The organism is Syntrophobacter fumaroxidans MPOB (assembly GCF_000014965.1).
GTDB classification, from domain to species: Bacteria; Desulfobacterota; Syntrophobacteria; order Syntrophobacterales; family Syntrophobacteraceae; genus Syntrophobacter; species Syntrophobacter fumaroxidans.
Genome location: NC_008554.1, coordinates 3,067,838 through 3,084,179 on the forward strand (window position 1 = coordinate 3,067,838; position 16,342 = coordinate 3,084,179).

Below are 16,342 nucleotides of genomic sequence, written 5' to 3' on the forward strand. Positions count from 1 at the left end.
AATCGCGGCACACCTGGCGTACTGGCGGTCGAAGAGCGCCTGGAAGAAATCCGCCGGTCGGTCATGGTTTGCATCCGAAAGGGTCGAGCGCTTCACCGGTCTGACTCCAAGATGGTAGAGCCTCGAAGCCTGGGATCGGAACTGATCTGCGATGTCCCGCAGACTGCATCTTCCGGTGAGTTGGGCAAACATCATGGCTACAAACTGGTTCCAACGGTTCAGGGTGCGTGATTTTCGCCTGGGCTTAAAACCGCCCTGTTCGATACGGTTGAAATCATGTCGATCAACAAATTTGAACAACTGGGAAAAGATTGTGCTACTATGTGAGCTATGGCCTGATTCTCCTTTTGTTCTAGTGATTTGCTGGCGTAAACACTATACCACAAAAGGAAGAACTCAGGCATGCTTCTTTTCCCTTAACCGGACAGCACTGAGTCGAACCAGCCTTAATCCAAACAGCACTGGCTGATTTGCGGGGCAATCAGGGGTTTCTTATGCAGAGTGGTAAAATCAATAAAGGAGCCCGGGCCGGTCAATTTGGCAGAAGGATATACGAGTGACGCGGAAGCCACGACTGATTCCTGAGTCTTAAGGAGAAGAGATTTCAATTTCATGCCGGAAATCTCCTCCATGATGGAGAAAGCCGGGGAGGTGTCGGACTGGGATGGCCCGGATAGCTCGTCTTTCCGGGTGAGGTCATGATCGGCAGGCCCCGGATGCCGCGTCCCGTATCCCCGGCCAAAACGAAGAAATCCGCGCCTGGCAGGCGCATCCATCCCGGCTCGGACTGAGGAATCCCAAAGCGGGCAACGGCATCCCCTGACGGACACCGTCAAACCCGGCATGACCAGGCGGGCGCTGCGACCGGGAGCCCTTCCGACGCGGGAGAGCGGGGTTGCAGTGATCATCCGCTTCGGCCCCTGCTCACGGCCCGTCGGTTTTCAACACGGCTGTTTGTGTGCTCACGCGTACGTTATTATTATATTCGCACGCACGCCTTTTGTGGAGACTTTTTAGTCCGGAGCGCCGGGCCCCCCGGGACGGGGATTCGCGAACCGCAAGTCCCTCCCCGGCGGCGTAAAGCCCCTTCGAGCCAAGGCAGTCTCGAACTTTTGCCGTCCCTTCGCTCATCGCCTCATCGCCTTGGGGGACGCTCATTCAGACGACACGAAAGGAAGACGACATGCCCTCCTACGCGAATGCCCGAAAAGACGTCGGGAAGATCAATTTGTTCAGGGTCGGCGGGATCCGGATATCCATCGACTTCTCGTGGTTCGTCATTTTCGTGCTGATTCTGTGGAGTCTGTCCGTGGGGTATTTTCCGCGGGAGTTTCCGGCCCAGAACGCCTACAGCTACTGGGGAGCCGGGATCGTGGCCACGCTCCTGTTCTTCCTGTCGGTGATCTTTCATGAGCTGGCCCACTCCCTGATCGCGATTCGTTCCGGGCTGCAGATTCCCGAGATCACCCTCTTTATTTTCGGCGGGATCTCGAAATTGTCGGAAGACGCCAAGGACGCCGCCGACGAGTTCAAAATCGCGGTCGTGGGGCCTCTGAGCAGCTTCGTGCTGGCGGTTGTCTTCATGTTCCTCGAAAAAGCCGCCCGCTCCATGCAACTCCCGATGACGGCCGTCATATTCGGCTATCTCACCTGGATCAATTTCGCTCTGGCCGTTTTCAACCTCATCCCCGGCTTCCCCCTGGACGGCGGCCGCATACTGCGCGCGTTTCTCTGGTGGAAGACGGGGTCTCTGACCAACGCCACGAAATACGCCTCGGACGTGGGAAAGGGATTGGCAGTGGCCATGATGATCCTCGGAGGGATACAGATTTTCGGCGGAATGCTGATCGGAGGTTTGTGGCTCATCTTCATCGGGGCTTTTCTCAGGGGGGTGGCCGAGGGAAGCTACCAGGAAGTCCTGATGCGGCAGTCCCTGGAGGGAGTGAAGGTCGATGAGGTCATGGTGAGAGAAGTCATCGGCGTGCCTCCGGACCTGCCCGTGAGCCGCCTCATTTCGGCCTATCTGCTGCGCTACGGCTACAAGGGATACCCCGTGATGGAAAGGGCCGGTGAGCCCATCGGCATCGTGGAAATATTCCACATCAAGGACATCCATGAAGAGGACCGCCAATCCCGGACCGTCGCCGAGGTGATGGAACCGATCAACCCCGACCTCGTCGTGGAACCGGACTTGCCCTTGATCGATGCGCTGAAGAAGATCGGCGACAGCGATCTGGGGCGTCTGCTCGTGATTCAAGACAAACAGATGGTCGGTCTGATCACCAAGAGCGGCCTGAACCGTTTCCTCGAGATCCGCAGCATCCTGGGGTCATGATCGGCAGGCCCCGGATGCCGCGTCCCGTACCCCGGCCGAAACGAAGAAATCCGGGGCATGGCAGGCGCTCCCCCACCCGCTCGGCCTGAGGGATTCGCAAATCGTGCGACGGCGCCCCCTGGCGGACGCGATCAAACCCGGCATGACCGGGCGGGCCCTGCGACCGGGAGCCTGTCCGACGCGTGAGAGCGGGGTCGATGACGTCTCGCGGGGAGCGTGAAGCAACGTCGTCACTGGGCAGCCGGGGTTTATCCCCGCCCGCGTCACCTCCCGCCGGGCAGGTGTTGGGCAATCTTGAACGCACCTTGGTATCAGGCAGGAAACACTTCATGAAAGAGCGGGAATACACTCTGCAGGAGATCGTTCGGGACCCGGGCGTGTGGGTTTATGAAGCATACGAGCTCACCCGGGAGGATCACTACTATCTTTTTCGCTACGACGCCTCGCAGGAGAAATTCTACCGGGCCACGGTGCCCGCGGGAGCGGCGGCCATCCACTTCCATCCGCTCCAAGCCTCCGACAAGGTCCCCATCGGGGGCTGGATCGCCGCCGAGAGAGCGCAGGCTTCCGGGTTTCGGCTCCACCTGGTCGACACCCGCAAGCCCCCGTCAGAGTAAATTGGCCCAAACGGCAAGGCGCTCCGCGAATGAATCGCCGGCGTCCCGCTCCCCCGCGCTTATCGCGCGCCTCAGCCTGCCCCGCAAGTACGCGCCGAACGGAACCCTGATGCGGTCGAAGGCGAGCCACGGCGCAAAATCCTCCATTTCTCCCTGGATGGAGAGCAGGGGAAACACCTGGGTCCCCGCATACAGAAAACTCAGGTTGTCCTTCCAGGATGAATCGTAATCGCGGAGGAACGCCGGACCGTCCGTGTCCAGAATCCGCTCCAGCGAGACCGGATGATGGTTGTCGTCAAAAGGCCTCAGGACAAACACCCGGGTCCGTTCGTGTTCAGCCAGGATGACGGGCAGGGCGACCGTGCGATGCGAACCTGCCCGATCGAAAACCCCGATCCCGCGGACGGCGTGGCCGGCGGCCCGAAGCTTTTCCAGGGCCAGTTGCAGGCTTGGTGCCCGGGCGTGGGACGTATCCTCCCAGAGAAGAACGAGCGGGGCCGGCCCCGTCTTCTCCAGCCAGCGGATCAGGCGGGGCAGGTATTCCAGGTCTCCCTCCCTGCGGGTGGAGATGAAGAATTTGTCTATCCAGGGAAGAACGAACGCTTCGAGCCTCCCCCGGGACATGAATTCCTGCGCCGTGCCGTTGAGCGCGGCGAGCAGGAACAACCCCGGAGCCCACGACTCCCGGTGCTTCTCGATCCATCCGGCGATTTCCCCCGCGCCGATCCGCTGGTGAGGGCTCATCGCTCCCGTCCACGCGTATTTCCCTGAGGCCGCGAGCCGTTCCGGGGCACGGTCTTCCAGGAGTCCGCTCCATCGCTCCGCTTCCTCCCTCAGCGCCTGCTCCCCGGCGCTCTCCCATGCGTGTCGGAACCGGCTTTCGACGAGAGCATGGATCAGCTTGGGACGAAAGATCCGGTCTTCCCTCAATGCGCCGAGGTCCGCGGCGCCAAGGCGGAGCTCCCTGTCTCTCTCGAGCTCGGATGCGCGCCTCGACACCGCACGGTAGAATTCTTCAAGGAGCGGTTGCGAAGAGAAGGCGCGGCCCGGGTCGTCGAAAGCCCAGCCGCCCGCCGCGGCGAGCGTCGCGTTGTGCCAGCTCAGGACGACTCTGGCGGTCTTCCGGCTGACGGACCGCGCCAATTCCCTGACCCCTATAAGCTCCTCCGCCTGCAGCCGGACCAGGTCTTCCATCGATCGCAACCGGGAACCGGATGCCCCTCCCCAGTGGACGGAAACCATCGGCGGGAGCCGGAGCGGCAGGAAGCGCGGCGGCGCGGGCGGATAGAAAAGAAGGCGCCCGCAAGCCGCCCACCGCCCCGTGCTGTGGACGCGGCCCCGCTCGTCGCCCATGGGAAGCAGTGGTTCCAGGTCCTTTAAGGTGAGTTCCGCCCAGCCGGGCGAAGACGCGAATACGCTCAGGCGCAGCCTGAGGAGCCGCAGGCGGCGCCTGCGCGACACCGCTCGGGATCCCCGCCCGGGGGCCTGCAGCCGCCCTTCGAGCATGCAGAGAAATGGGGCAACAGCGAAACGACGATCGAACGGACGCGCCGCCCGGTCACGGGCGAGACTCCGAAAAAGTCCGCAAAGCCGGGACGCCATCCGCGCGTCCCCGGGCAGCCCTCGAAGCTCCGCGGCGATTTCAAACGCCAGTTGCACAAGAGGACGGGGCAGGACGGCGGTTTCAAATCCGGCTGCGGCGAGGAAATGGAGAAGGCGGCGCAGGTGGATCTCCTCCCCGGCCGGGGTGAGGGGGTGAAGCAGGCACAGAAGCGCTCTCTCCCTGAGCTCCGCATCGGGGTCCGCACAAAGGCGCAGCAACGCCCGCATTTCGTTCCGGGATGGCATGGAGTCGCGGGCGAAGGTATGTTCCAGGCCGGCGATGAGTTTGTCGGAGCGGATGTTCCGGTTCATGCTTTTTGCCTTTCAGGGCCACAATGGAACGGGAAAATAATTGAAGTCAAGGCAAAGTTATTCAAAAAAGATGTTGACAACATATAAAGTTCGGATTACCTAATTACCTGACGTTAATGACCGATCAACGAGAAAGGAGGGCTTTATGCCAAACGACATGAAGCAGGGCTGTGGCTGCTGTAAAGGCATGAGGGCCTCCGTGCCCGGCCAGGTGCCGCTTCGAGATGTGAAATCGGGGAAGCGGTTTCGAGTGGCCGGCATCCGGGGGGGGCGGCATCTCTGTGCGAGGATGGCGGCTATGGGGATCTATCCCGGCGTGGAAATGGAGATATTGTGTGGCGGTTGCGGGTGTCCCTGCCTGGTGCGCGTTCACGGCGGCACCTTGAGCCTCGGGGAGGGAGTTTCCGACAAGATCTTCGTGACGGCCGTGGCGTAGCCGATCGGATTGAATTCATCGTGGAGGCGGTTTGCGAAGCCGCTTTTTTTCGGAGCCAAAAGTTAGGCACAACTAATTTCTTCTCCTGTGAGGTCTTATGACGCTCGTCCCATTGCGTAAGATGTCCGCGGGCCAGAAAGGAATCATTGCCAAGGTGAAGGCGTCGGGGGAGCTGGGAAGGCGCATCCGCGACATGGGGCTGGTGCCCGGCACAACGTTCCAGGTGCAGGGGCGCGCTCCGCTAAAGGATCCCGTGGCCATTCGGATCCGCAATTTCACCTTGAGTCTGCGCAACAGCGAGGCGGACTACATAGAAGTCGAGGTCGAGGAACCGGCATGAGCGACGCGGAGCGCGAATTCCTGATGGCGCTGGCGGGCAATCCCAATTGCGGCAAGACCACGCTTTTCAACGCTGTAACCGGGGCCCGCCAGCACGTGGGCAACTATCCGGGCATCACGGTGGAAAAAAAGGAAGGTTTCCACACGTTGAACGGAACCCGGATCCGCCTGGTGGACCTGCCGGGAACCTACTCGCTCACCGCCTATTCGATGGAAGAGCTGGTGGCGCGCGATTTCCTGGTAAATGACCGGCCCCGGGTGGTGATCGATATCGTGGATGCGTCCAACCTGGAACGGAACCTGTACCTGACGGTCCAACTCCTGGAGCTGGGCACCCCCCTGGTGATCGCGTTGAACATGATGGACGCGGCCGCGGCCAGGGGGATCGAAATCGACGCGGCGGAACTGGCCAGGCGGCTGCGACTGCCCGTCATCCCTACCGTGGCGCGCACCGGAAAAGGCAAGGACGAACTGCTTGCGGCCGCGGTCGGCGAGGCGACCAAGGACCGGGCGTGGGAGCCTTTGCATGTTTCCTACGGCCCCGACGTTGACCCGGCGTTGCGCGAGATGGAGAAAAATATTAGGGATGCCGGATTCTTGACCGACGTCTTCCCGGCGCGCTGGACCGCCCTGAAGGTCCTGGAAGGGGATGAGCAGGTGCTGGGAAAAGGCCGGGAAGCCGATCCCGAACTGTCCCGGAAACTCGAAGCCACCGCCGCCCGGGTTGCGGAGCACCTCGAAAAGACGCTCGACAGCTACCCGGAAGCGATCATCGCCGACCATCGCTACGGATTCATAGCGTCGCTTCTGCGCAACGGCGTCGTCAGGCAGAACCGCAAAGCCGACCGACTGTATCTTTCGGACCAGCTGGACCGGGTTCTGACCAACCGGTTTCTGGGTCCCATCATCATGATGGCGATTCTCTACGCGGTCTATCAGTTCACCTTCAATTACAGCAGGCTGCCGGTGGAGTTGCTGGAATCGGGGTTCAATATCCTGGGACGTTACACGGAGTCGACGCTTCCGGACGGACCGGTGAAATCCCTCGTCGTTTCGGGAATCATCGATGGAGTCGGGGGAATCATCGGCTTCGTGCCGCTCATCGTGTTCATGTTTCTGTCCATCGCCCTGCTCGAGGACACGGGATACCTCGCCAGGGTCGCCTATATGCTGGACCGGGTATTCCGGAGCTTCGGGCTGCACGGCAGCTCGGTCATGGCGTTCATCATTTCGGGCGGCATCGCGGGAGGCTGCGCCGTGCCGGGCGTTATGGCCACCCGGACGCTGCGCAGCTCCAAGGAGCGGCTGGCCACCCTTCTGACGGCGCCTTTCATGAACTGCGGGGCCAAATTGCCGGTGTTCGCCATGTTGATTGCCGCATTTTTCCCCGAACGGCGCGCCGTCATGATGTTCGTGCTCACGCTGCTCTCCTGGTCGGCCGCCCTGCTCCTTGCAAAGTTGATCCGAGTGACCATCCTTCGGGGTCCGAGCACTCCCTTTCTGCTGGAGCTGCCCCCTTACCGCCTCCCCACTTTCAAGGGGTTGCTCATCCACACCTGGGAGCGCACTTGGCAGTACATTCGGAAAGCGGGGACCATCATTCTCGCGATTTCGATCCTTTTCTGGGCCCTGATGTCCTTCCCGGGGCTTTCGGAGACTCAGCGGCAGGCATTCGACGCGAAGCGTCAAGACGTGCTGCGGCAAATCCCCGAGGACGTGAAACCCGAAGTGCCCGGCCGGGGACAGGATGCGGGGACGGCTTCCGCGGCTGCATGGCGCGACCGGCTCCTGGCCGTCGACCGGGAAGAGGCGGAGTCGGCACTGAAGCATTCCTTCGCGGGCAGAATCGGCACCGCGCTCGAAGGAATCACCCGCTGGACCGGCTTTGACTGGCGACTCAACGTTGCGCTGCTCTCGGGATTCGCGGCCAAGGAATTGATCATCTCCACTCTCGGCACAGCCTACTCCCTGGGCGAATCGGGCAAAGACGAGGAACTTTCTCTGAGCGCGCGGTTGGCCGCCGATAAGAGTTGGAATCCTCTTCAGGCCTTCGCCGTGATCGTCTTTATCATGCTTTACGCTCCCTGCCTGGCCACGGTGACCTGCATCATCAAGGAGTCCGGCACCTGGAAATGGGGTGTTTTCTCCATGGCGTTCAACACCGCCATCGCGTTCGCGCTGGCGATACTGGTCTATCAGGGCGGGTTGTGGCTGGGAATGGGGACATAGGAGAGCTACATGTGGCAGAGCCTCGTTATCCTCGTGGTGCTGGCTCTCGTGCTGGCATACATCGTTCGCCACATTTCGAGAGCCTGCCGGTCGGGAACGTCCCCCTGTTCGGGCTGCTGCGGGTGCTGCGCGGCAGACGGCGGGACGGCACCCGGCCCGGAGGACGCATCCCGTCACGGCAGCTCACCGGAAGTCCCTTGCGGGGAATGTGACGGCGGACCGGGACATTCCCGACCGGGTTACAAGCCTCCGCTCCGGTAACCACGGCCCTCGCCGCTTCCCCCTTTTCATACGAAGTTGCGTGCAAGATGGATCTTTCAAGCACAAAAGAGCGGGGGAATGATTCCCCCGCACCCCCCAAGTTTCGGCCACACGCGCAAGCGTGTGAGGCCGAGTGCTCGGCGCTGTCGGCGACTGGCCGAATCGGAGCAAGTTAGTGTTTGACTTCCGTTTCAAAAAGGAGGATACGCGGTCTGAAAGTTGTTTGATTTGGGGACAATAGACCATGAAGATGACCATTTCCCTTCCCGCGGGCGGCTCCAGGCTCTCGGAGCTCATCATCGGACCGGGGACGCTCGACGAGCTTCCGCGCGAGATCCTCACCCGCCTGGGGCGCCGCAGGGCGTTCTGGGTCTGGGACGCGAACGTCCGGGAGCTGTGGGGCGAACGGTTGCCCGCACTCCAACTGGGCGGCGCAGAACATTCCGAGCCGATTCTGTTTGCGGCGTCCGAAACCAACAAGCGGCTTTCGTCCGTGGAAGAGCTGGCCCGGAGACTGGTCGAGGCCGGCGCGGACAGGAACAGCGTCCTGGTCGCGGTGGGTGGTGGCGTGACGGGTGACGTGGTGGGATTCCTCGCCTCGGTGTACATGCGGGGCATCCCCTGCCACCAGGTACCCACTACTCTTCTCGCGCAGGTGGACAGCAGTGTGGGCGGCAAGACCGGAGTCGATCTGCCGGAAGGCAAGAATCTGCTCGGGAGCTTCCACCAGCCCGAGGCGGTGTGGATGGACCCGCGATTTCTCGAGACGCTGCCCGCCGTCGAGCTGAGGCAGGGCATGGCTGAAGTCGTCAAAACGGCCATGATCGGCGACGCACGGCTGTGGGATTATCTCGAAGGACACCACGAAGCCATCCGGCGTCGCGACCCCGAAGCGGTCAGCCGGATCGTCACGGCATGCTGCGCGTTCAAGGCGAGCGTCGTGGAGGCCGATGAGAAAGAGGGTGGATACCGAAGGATTCTCAACTTCGGACATACCATAGGTCATGCCCTGGAGAGGCTGAGCGGCTACCGGGTGCGTCACGGCGATGCGGTGGCCGTGGGCATGGCCGTCTCGGCGGAGCTGTCCAGGCGCCTGGGCAGGCTTCCTGACGAAGCCGCGGCTCGGCTGATCAAATTGTGCGAGGCGTGGGATTTGCCCACCCGGGTGCCGTCCGGGTACGATCCCGCTGCGATCGTCGCCGCCCTGCGCTCGGACAAGAAACGGATGGGGGATGTCCTGCACTTCATCCTCCCGGTGCGGATCGGCGAGGCGATCGATTACGAAAACCTCGATGAAACATTGCTCAGGCGGACACTGACCGATCTGTCGGCCTGAACCGCCCGGGTCGAACCGGGCGTGCGAAACCCAACGACGCGTCCCTCGGAAAATGCCCAGGAACAGGCCCATGTCGATCCCTGAAGACAAGACAGTGGAACTGCCCTCCGAAGCCATCATCCGCGACATACTCGCTTCGGTGACGGACGCGGTGATCACGGTGGACGAGAACCACAACGTGGTTTACTGCAACCAATCGGCGGAGAAGATGTTCGGATGGCGCAGAGATGAAATCGTCGGCCGCGACGTCTCCCCGCTCATTCCCGATCCGCACCACGACATGCATCGACAGTACGTTCAGCGGTATGTGGACACCGGCATTGCCCGAGTGATCGGAGAAGCCAGAGAATGCCGCGGACAGCGTAAGGACGGCACCACCTTTCCGGTGGAGATTTCCTACTCCCTGTCCAGGACCGGCGGGCATCTCTTCTTCACGGCGGTGATTCGCGACATCACACAGAGAAAGGAAATGGAGCGTGAGGTCCGCTTCATGGAAACCCTGGCCGACGTCGGCAAGGCCGTGGCCCACATCGGGCACGAAATCCGCAAGCCGCTGGTGCTCATCGGGGGATTCGCCGGCCAGGTGGAACGATGCGACTCGTTGCGGGCAAGTGAGAAAGACCGTCGCAAGCTGCGCATCATCATGGACGAAATCAAGCGTTTGGAAACGCTTCTGAGCTCCCTCCGGGTGTTGACGCGCCCCCCGTCCTCAAGCCACAAGTCCTCGCTTTCACTGAACGCGGTGGTGGAATCGACCCTCGAACTGCTCACCCCAATGCTCAAGGATCGGAAAATTCAACTGAAAAAAGACCTGAGCGCCGACCGGATCATGGTTCACGGCGATCCGAACCAACTCGAACAGGTTTTCCTCAACCTCCTCGACAACGCCATCAGCGCTCTGCGGCACAGCGGAACCGTCACCATTTCCTCGGTTCGCGAGAAGGACACCGCCCGGGTTGTCGTCGAGGACGACGGACCGGGGATTCCCGAGGAATTGCAGGAGAGAATCTTCGATCCGTTTTTCACCACCAAGCCGGACGGGACCGGCCTCGGTCTGCCCATCTGCCGGAACATCATTCGCGATCACGGCGGAACGCTCACGCTCCATTCAAGCACATCGCGCGGAACCCGGTTCATTGTCGAACTGCCCCTGAGCCCGTAGGGATCAACCTGTCGGGAGCAGGCTTGCAATATTGGAATATCGGGGCATAATGCCTGCAGCGACACGAATCCGAACCGCCCGACCATTGCTTCGGCTTGTGGCTCGGCGCCTCGTTCCTTATTGCAGCGGAGCCGCCTGGGACACCCTGCTCACGGAAGCTGCAGGAAACAGCAAGCGCGGGGGCTTTTCTTCTCCGGGCCTTTGCGCAACGCGCATGCAACCGAGCGGGCGAAGGCATCCCGGCCGGCATCTACCAAGGAGGCATGACAACGGTGAACGGCGGACACTGCAATACTGCGCGCACGATCCCGGTTGTGATTCTTCTTCTCGCCCTGGGAATTTCGGCCGGGCTGGACGCTTATCCCGTCCTGGCGGAGGAGCTTTCGGCCCGTGACATCCTGAACAAGGTCGACGACCTCTACCGGGGAACTTCGAGCCAGGGAAAGATGACCATGGAGGTCGTCACGGAACATTGGAAAAGGACGCTTTCCCTGGAGTTTTGGAGCCGCGGCAAGGACCGGTCCCTGATCAGAATACTCGCCCCTCTCAAGGAAAAAGGCACCGCCACGCTTCGCTCCGGGAGCGATCTCTGGAACTATCTCCCCAAGGTGAACCGGGTCATCAAGCTGCCGTCTTCGATGCTGTCGGCCTCATGGATGGGCTCCCATTTCACCAACGACGACCTGGTGAAGGGCAGCCGGTTTGCGGAGGACTATGACTTCAGGATCAGCTTCCAGGGGATGCGGGACGGACAGGACGTGGTGGAGCTCACCTGTATTCCCAAGCCCCAGGCTCCGGTCGTCTGGGGCAAGGTGGAGGTCGTCGTGCGGCGCTCGGATTACCTTCCGGTGGCGACACGCTATTACGATGAAGGGCTGCGCCTGGCCCGCACCATGGCGTTCACCCATTACCGGGAGCTCTCGGGCCGGCTCCTGCCCACGGTCATGACCCTGGTTCCCCGGGACAAGCCCGGCGAAAAGACGCAGATCGCCTACGACGAGATCCGCTTCGACGTTGTGTTGAGCGATGACGTGTTCTCGCTCCGGAATCTTCAGCAGTAAGGGGAAAGCCGTGAGTCTTCTGCGCGTTTCATGGCGGAACCTCTGGAGAAACCGCAGACGCACCGCCATCACCATGTCGGCGATCGCCCTGAACACCCTGATCCTCATCACTACGTACTCCCTCATGGGCGGTTTCCTGAAGCAAACGGTCCGCAACGTCACGCAGTTGGCCACGGGTGAGGCTCAGCTGCATGCCCCCGGATACCTTTCCGATCGTTCCCTCTACAAACGGATCGCCCACCCCCGGATCCTCCTCCAGGCGCTTGGCGAACATTCCATCGGCGCCGCCCCACGAACCTACGGTTACGGGCTGGTCAGCAGGGGGACTAAATCCGCCGGCGCTCTCTTCCAGGGAGTGGAACCGGCAATGGAGGCGGCTGCCTTCGAGCTTGCCGGGCACCTCGCGCAGGGAACTTTTCTGGCCCCGGCCGCTCGCAAGGGGTTGGTGCTGGGCCGGAAGCTGGCCAAGTCCCTCAACGCCGAGGTCGGCTCCGAAATCGTGGTCCTCGTGCAGGCGGCCGACGGGTCCCTGGGGAATGACCTCTTCACCGTCGTGGGAATTCTCGGAGCGGTCGGCGAAGCCATCGACCGAAACGCGGCCATGATGCACCTGGACGATTTCAGGCAGCTCTTTGCGATGCCGGAAGGCATTCACGAAATCGCCGTCAACACGAGGGGGCGGCTTCCCTTGGATGCCCTGGTCGAGACGCTGTCCCGCCTGGCGCCCGGGGACGAGGTTAGAACCTGGCGCCGGCTGCTGCCGACCTTTTCGGACATGATCGAGCTCTCCGGCGTCAGCATGTCCATCTTCGGGGCCATCTTCCTCATCGCAGCCGGACTGGGGGTCATGAACACCATGCTCATGGCGACCTATGAGCGGGCGCGCGAATTCGCATTGCAGAAAGCCCTCGGTGCCACGCCCTGGCGAATCGTGCGCGACGTGACCTTCGAGGCGTGGCTGCTGGCATGTGTCGCCACCCTGTTCGGGACTCTGGCGGGGCTTGCCGCCTCCACCATTCTCCAAACGACGGGCCTGAACACGGCAAGCCTTGCGGGGGAGACCACGATCTCCGGGGTGGTGTTCGACCCCGTGTGGCGCGCCGACCTCACCCTCCGGACGGTCGTGTGGCCGGTATTCATGATGTGGGCGGTGTGCGTCCTGGCGGCACTGTATCCCGCCGCCATGTCCGCCCGTGACATGGGGTCAAACCTACACTTTTCACATTTTCTACGAGCCGGACCGCGCAGCGTCTGCGGCACGGGAAGGCGGCGGTCATGAAGGGTTGCTCAGGGAGATGCGACTGCGATTCACAGGAGACGGAAGGATGGAAGGATGATCGTTCGACTGGCCTGGCGTTCCATCTGGCGCAACCGGCGCAGAACCCTCATCACCATTGCCTCTCTCGCCCTGGGGCTGACCATTGCCATTTTCTTCATCGCCCTGTCGGAAGGCGTCCACAACCAGGTGGTGAACGAAGCGGTCCGGATGCAGGCAGGCCACATCACCGTGGAACACGAGGCGTACCAGGCGGCTCCCGCCGTCGATCTGTTCATCGGCGGCGTGGATCGGCTGAGGCGGCGGATCGACGGGATGGAGGCCGTGGAGGCGACGAAGCTCCTCATCCGCGGCCAGGGCGTCGCCAATTCGAGCGCCGGCGCAGTCGGGGTTGCCGTGATGGGGGTGGAGCCCTCCGTCGAGGCCGGGACATCGCCCTTGGCAAGACACATGGTGACGGGAAGCACCCTCGAAGACGGCGATGACCGAAAGGCGATACTGGGCGAGCATCTTGCCGACCAATTGAAATTGACGCAGGGTAGCAAGCTGGTCCTGACCACCAACAATGCCCGGGGGGAACTGGTGGAGGAGCTGTGCCGCGTGAAGGGCATCTTCCGTATCGGCTCGGACGAAATCGACGGGTATCTCGTTCAGATCCCTTTGGAGTTCGCTCAACGGGTCTTCGGCCTGCAACCCGATGAAGCCACTCAGTTGGGGGTTGTTTTGAAGCGCCCGTCCGAACTGGAAGCAACGATCGGAGCCATCAAGGCCATCGAGCGCGAAGAGTACGCGGCCGTACTGCCCTGGCAGGCGGTTCTTCCCGAGGTGGCGTCGTATATCCGGTTACGCCGGACTTCCACCTGGGTATTCCAGAGCCTGCTGTTCATCATCATCCTCTTCACCATCCTCAACACCCTGCTCATGTCCGTCGTCGAACGGGAGCGCGAGTTCGCCGTGCTCCTGGCACTGGGCACGCGCATCGGTCAGCTCAGGCGACAGCTGTTCGTGGAATCGGCATTTATCGGGATACTGGGCTGCGTCGCGGGAATGTCGCTGGGAGGCGCCGCCGCCCTCTCGCTCCAGGTTCATGGGCTGGACCTTTCGGGTTTCATGCCCGGAGGGGTTGATTTACCCGCATTTCCTCATGACTCCTGGAACCGCTTGAGTACAGCCATTTTACAGACCATGCTTTTCCGTTGACTTCCTCCATTTTACCCCTATAATTACCCCAAGTGTGGGGGATAGTGTGGGGGACGAAAACTTTCGGGTTACGTTGAATTTTCTCTGTTTAGGACTGTGGGGGACGACATTTTCAAGCAAGAACTGTGGGGGACGACATGCCAAAGCAGACCAGATCTAAGACGAAATACGCCGGTGTCACCTTTGTAGAAGGCACTCGGGCGGACGGACAAGTCGAGCGCATCTACTACATCCGGTATCGCCGGGGTGGAAAGCTCATCGAGGAAAAGGCCGGGCGGCAATTCCGGGACGATATGAGCGCGGCACGGGCGGCAGGTATCCGGGCAAAGCGAATGGAAGGGGACCAACCGACGAACGAAGAGCGCAGAGAAGCCGAACGGGAGGTAAAGGAAAGGTGGACCATCACCCGCCTGTGGGAAGAGTACAAACGCGGCACACCCGGCTTGAAAGGGATCGTGACGGACGAAAACCGCTTCTCGAAGCACATAAAACCCATATTCGGCGACAAGGAACCGGGAGAGCTTGTGCCCCTCGATGTGGACCGCTTGAGAGTCAAGATGCTGAAGACCCACAAGCCCGCGACGGTACGCAACGCGCTTGAGCTTTTGCGCCGCATCGTCAATTTCGGAGTCAGAAAGCAGCTGTGCCCATGCTTGTCCTTCCAAATTCCAATGCCGAGGGTTCGCAACGAAAAGACGGAAGACCTCACGCCGGATGAGCTTGCAAGGCTGCTCAAGGCGCTTTCTGAAGAGCCGAACACGCAGGTGGCGCACATCGTTAAACTGGCGCTTTTCACCGGCATGAGGCGTGGGGAGATACTCAAGCTCAGGTGGACGGATATCGACCTCGACCGGGGCTTTATATCCATCCGGGACCCGAAAGGCGGCGTCGACCAGAGGATACCCCTCAGCGAGTCGGCACGGCGGATTCTTGCTAATCATCCGAAAACCGATAGCCTCTTTGTGTTTCCGGGCCGCAATGGAGCGCAACGAACCGACATCAACAAAAGCCTCAACCGCATCAAGGAAGCCGCCGAACTCCCGAAGGACTTTCGAATGCTGCACGGCTTGCGGCACGCTTTTGCCTCCTCGTTGGCAAGTTCGGGCGAAGTGGATATGTACACCCTGCAGAAGCTCTTGACCCACAAAAGCCCGACGATGACAGCAAGATACGCACACCTGAGGGATGAATCGCTTCGGCGTGCTTCAGACTTGGCCGGGGAGATCATCGAGAAGGCGGTGAAGAAGAAAGACAACGTGATTGACATCCCCAGACAAGCATGATCGGTTTCCAGGGGATAGGGTAGCTCCCGACAAGCCCGGTATCCTGGCCGGGTTTCCCCCGGAGAACCACCAGGGAGCGCTTGCAGGAGGCGCGCTTGATTACCGAAGAGGAAAGAGATTGGTTGCGTATTCGATGGGAATTTTTGAGACGAGACCCCGAGTATCTTAGATTGTGGGAACAGTTTCATGACTGGCAAACAGGCAAAATCCAGATAGGGGACGATTCGGACCTTTTGCTTGCCCTAGTCGACGGCTTCGCTCGGTTCGGTTTGGGACAGTGGGTTGACCCGGCTCTTGACTTCGAAAAAATCTCCGAAGGGAACCTGCCTGATGCATGGGGCAACAGATTAACCATCGAGCACTTGATGTCAACAAAATGCCATACCGTCCTCATAGACGACCTACCGTTTGACGGCTCACGCTTCGCAACAACTCTGACGATTCACATAGACCTTGGCAGGGTAAATTCAAGAACCGCGCTCAAAGCCCATATCAACGGCATCATCGACAGGTATCTTGACGACCCGAACATCAGGAAGCGACCAAAGAGGAAAACGGACTACGAGCGAATTCTTGAGATCGGGCGGCTACATGAAAGCGGAATGTCGAACCGCGAAATAGCCACGCATATGTATCCGAACGAATTTGTAGACCCCGGAAACCTGTTTGATGAAAATTCCGCCTTGCCCAATCCCGAAAACGCGGAACGTAAGGTAAGCCACGCGCTGGATCGATACCACCAACTCATCAATGGTGGACACATCGACATGACCTATCCCTAGCGATTTTCACCGGTAAGATAACTTTTTAAATTATCCTTCCGTGACTGTTTCACCTGCCTTGCCGTAAACTGCCTCCAACGTAGCAAAAAATCTAACGATTTCTTCAACTTG

The 16,342-nt window shown here is 60.8% G+C and carries 13 protein-coding genes and 1 pseudogene; 12 read left to right on the forward strand and 2 right to left on the reverse strand.

Annotated elements, in window-relative coordinates; genetic code table 11:
• Positions 1-111: 111 nt before the first annotated feature.
• A pseudogene (locus tag SFUM_RS24205) lies at positions 112-360 on the reverse strand (DUF4372 domain-containing protein); the annotation flags it as partial.
• A gap of 823 nt (positions 361-1,183) precedes the next feature.
• Between SFUM_RS24205 and SFUM_RS12855 the strand changes: the two are divergent.
• Both SFUM_RS12855 and SFUM_RS12860 read left to right on the forward strand, forming a co-directional pair.
• On the forward strand, positions 1,184-2,335 hold the full coding sequence (locus SFUM_RS12855) for a site-2 protease family protein (protein WP_011699335.1): 1,152 nt from the start codon (positions 1,184-1,186) through the stop codon (positions 2,333-2,335).
• 329 nt (positions 2,336-2,664) lie between these two features.
• Positions 2,665-2,952 (forward strand): hypothetical protein, encoded by a 288-nt coding sequence (locus SFUM_RS12860; RefSeq protein ID WP_011699336.1) that lies wholly within the window; start codon positions 2,665-2,667, stop codon positions 2,950-2,952.
• Here the strand turns inward: SFUM_RS12860 and SFUM_RS12865 are convergent.
• Complete coding sequence (locus tag SFUM_RS12865) at positions 2,944-4,866, reverse strand: hypothetical protein (protein WP_011699337.1); 1,923 nt, start codon at positions 4,864-4,866, stop codon at positions 2,944-2,946. The genes SFUM_RS12860 and SFUM_RS12865 overlap by 9 nt on opposite strands.
• Positions 4,867-5,011: 145 nt before the next feature.
• Between SFUM_RS12865 and SFUM_RS12870 the strand changes: the two genes are divergently transcribed.
• The 10 genes from SFUM_RS12870 (at position 5,012) to SFUM_RS12915 (ending at position 16,231) form a co-directional block, all read left to right on the forward strand.
• Entirely contained in the window at positions 5,012-5,302 is a 291-nt protein-coding gene (locus SFUM_RS12870) for a FeoA family protein (RefSeq protein WP_011699338.1), read from the forward strand.
• A 97-nt stretch (positions 5,303-5,399) separates the two neighbouring features.
• Positions 5,400-5,642, forward strand: coding sequence for a FeoA family protein (locus tag SFUM_RS12875; RefSeq protein WP_011699339.1), 243 nt, complete (start codon positions 5,400-5,402; stop codon positions 5,640-5,642).
• Positions 5,639-7,870: a ferrous iron transport protein B gene (gene feoB, locus SFUM_RS12880; protein WP_011699340.1), complete on the forward strand. Its 2,232-nt coding sequence runs from the start codon at positions 5,639-5,641 to the stop codon at positions 7,868-7,870. The genes SFUM_RS12875 and feoB overlap by 4 nt, the downstream gene beginning before the upstream one ends.
• 505 nt (positions 7,871-8,375) lie before the next feature.
• Positions 8,376-9,467 carry a 3-dehydroquinate synthase gene (gene aroB / locus SFUM_RS12885; protein WP_011699341.1) on the forward strand — a complete coding sequence of 364 codons (1,092 nt, stop codon included), beginning with the start codon at positions 8,376-8,378 and terminating at the stop codon, positions 9,465-9,467.
• 70 nt (positions 9,468-9,537) lie between these two features.
• Entirely contained in the window at positions 9,538-10,629 is a 1,092-nt protein-coding gene (locus tag SFUM_RS12890; protein WP_011699342.1) for a two-component system sensor histidine kinase NtrB, read from the forward strand.
• Between the two features lie 263 nt (positions 10,630-10,892).
• Positions 10,893-11,690, forward strand: coding sequence for an outer membrane lipoprotein-sorting protein (locus tag SFUM_RS12895; RefSeq protein ID WP_150109511.1), 798 nt, complete (start codon positions 10,893-10,895; stop codon positions 11,688-11,690).
• A 10-nt stretch (positions 11,691-11,700) separates the two neighbouring features.
• Complete coding sequence (locus SFUM_RS12900; RefSeq protein ID WP_011699344.1) at positions 11,701-12,969, forward strand: ABC transporter permease; 1,269 nt, start codon at positions 11,701-11,703, stop codon at positions 12,967-12,969.
• A gap of 54 nt (positions 12,970-13,023) precedes the next feature.
• On the forward strand, positions 13,024-14,166 hold the full coding sequence (locus SFUM_RS12905; RefSeq protein ID WP_011699345.1) for an ABC transporter permease: 1,143 nt from the start codon (positions 13,024-13,026) through the stop codon (positions 14,164-14,166).
• A 137-nt stretch (positions 14,167-14,303) separates the two neighbouring features.
• A complete protein-coding gene (locus SFUM_RS12910) occupies positions 14,304-15,449 on the forward strand; it encodes a tyrosine-type recombinase/integrase (protein WP_011699346.1) in 1,146 nt (381 codons plus the stop codon).
• Positions 15,450-15,544: 95 nt separating this feature from the next.
• Entirely contained in the window at positions 15,545-16,231 is a 687-nt protein-coding gene (locus SFUM_RS12915; protein ID WP_150109512.1) for a hypothetical protein, read from the forward strand.
• The last annotated feature ends 111 nt before the right edge of the window (positions 16,232-16,342 follow it).

Excerpts from the sequence above, each read along its gene's own strand:
- SFUM_RS12855 (WP_011699335.1), top strand. The coding sequence starts at position 1,184 with ATGCCCTCCTACGCGAATGCCCGAAAAGACGTCGGGAAGATCAATTTG.
- SFUM_RS12860 (WP_011699336.1), top strand. The coding sequence starts at position 2,665 with ATGAAAGAGCGGGAATACACTCTGCAGGAGATCGTTCGGGACCCGGGC.
- SFUM_RS12865 (WP_011699337.1), bottom strand. The coding sequence starts at position 4,866 with ATGAACCGGAACATCCGCTCCGACAAACTCATCGCCGGCCTGGAACAT.
- SFUM_RS12870 (WP_011699338.1), top strand. The coding sequence starts at position 5,012 with ATGCCAAACGACATGAAGCAGGGCTGTGGCTGCTGTAAAGGCATGAGG.
- SFUM_RS12875 (WP_011699339.1), top strand. The coding sequence starts at position 5,400 with ATGACGCTCGTCCCATTGCGTAAGATGTCCGCGGGCCAGAAAGGAATC.
- feoB (WP_011699340.1), top strand. The coding sequence starts at position 5,639 with ATGAGCGACGCGGAGCGCGAATTCCTGATGGCGCTGGCGGGCAATCCC.
- aroB (WP_011699341.1), top strand. The coding sequence starts at position 8,376 with ATGAAGATGACCATTTCCCTTCCCGCGGGCGGCTCCAGGCTCTCGGAG.
- SFUM_RS12890 (WP_011699342.1), top strand. The coding sequence starts at position 9,538 with ATGTCGATCCCTGAAGACAAGACAGTGGAACTGCCCTCCGAAGCCATC.
- SFUM_RS12895 (WP_150109511.1), top strand. The coding sequence starts at position 10,893 with ATGACAACGGTGAACGGCGGACACTGCAATACTGCGCGCACGATCCCG.
- SFUM_RS12905 (WP_011699345.1), top strand. The coding sequence starts at position 13,024 with ATGATCGTTCGACTGGCCTGGCGTTCCATCTGGCGCAACCGGCGCAGA.
- SFUM_RS12910 (WP_011699346.1), top strand. The coding sequence starts at position 14,304 with ATGCCAAAGCAGACCAGATCTAAGACGAAATACGCCGGTGTCACCTTT.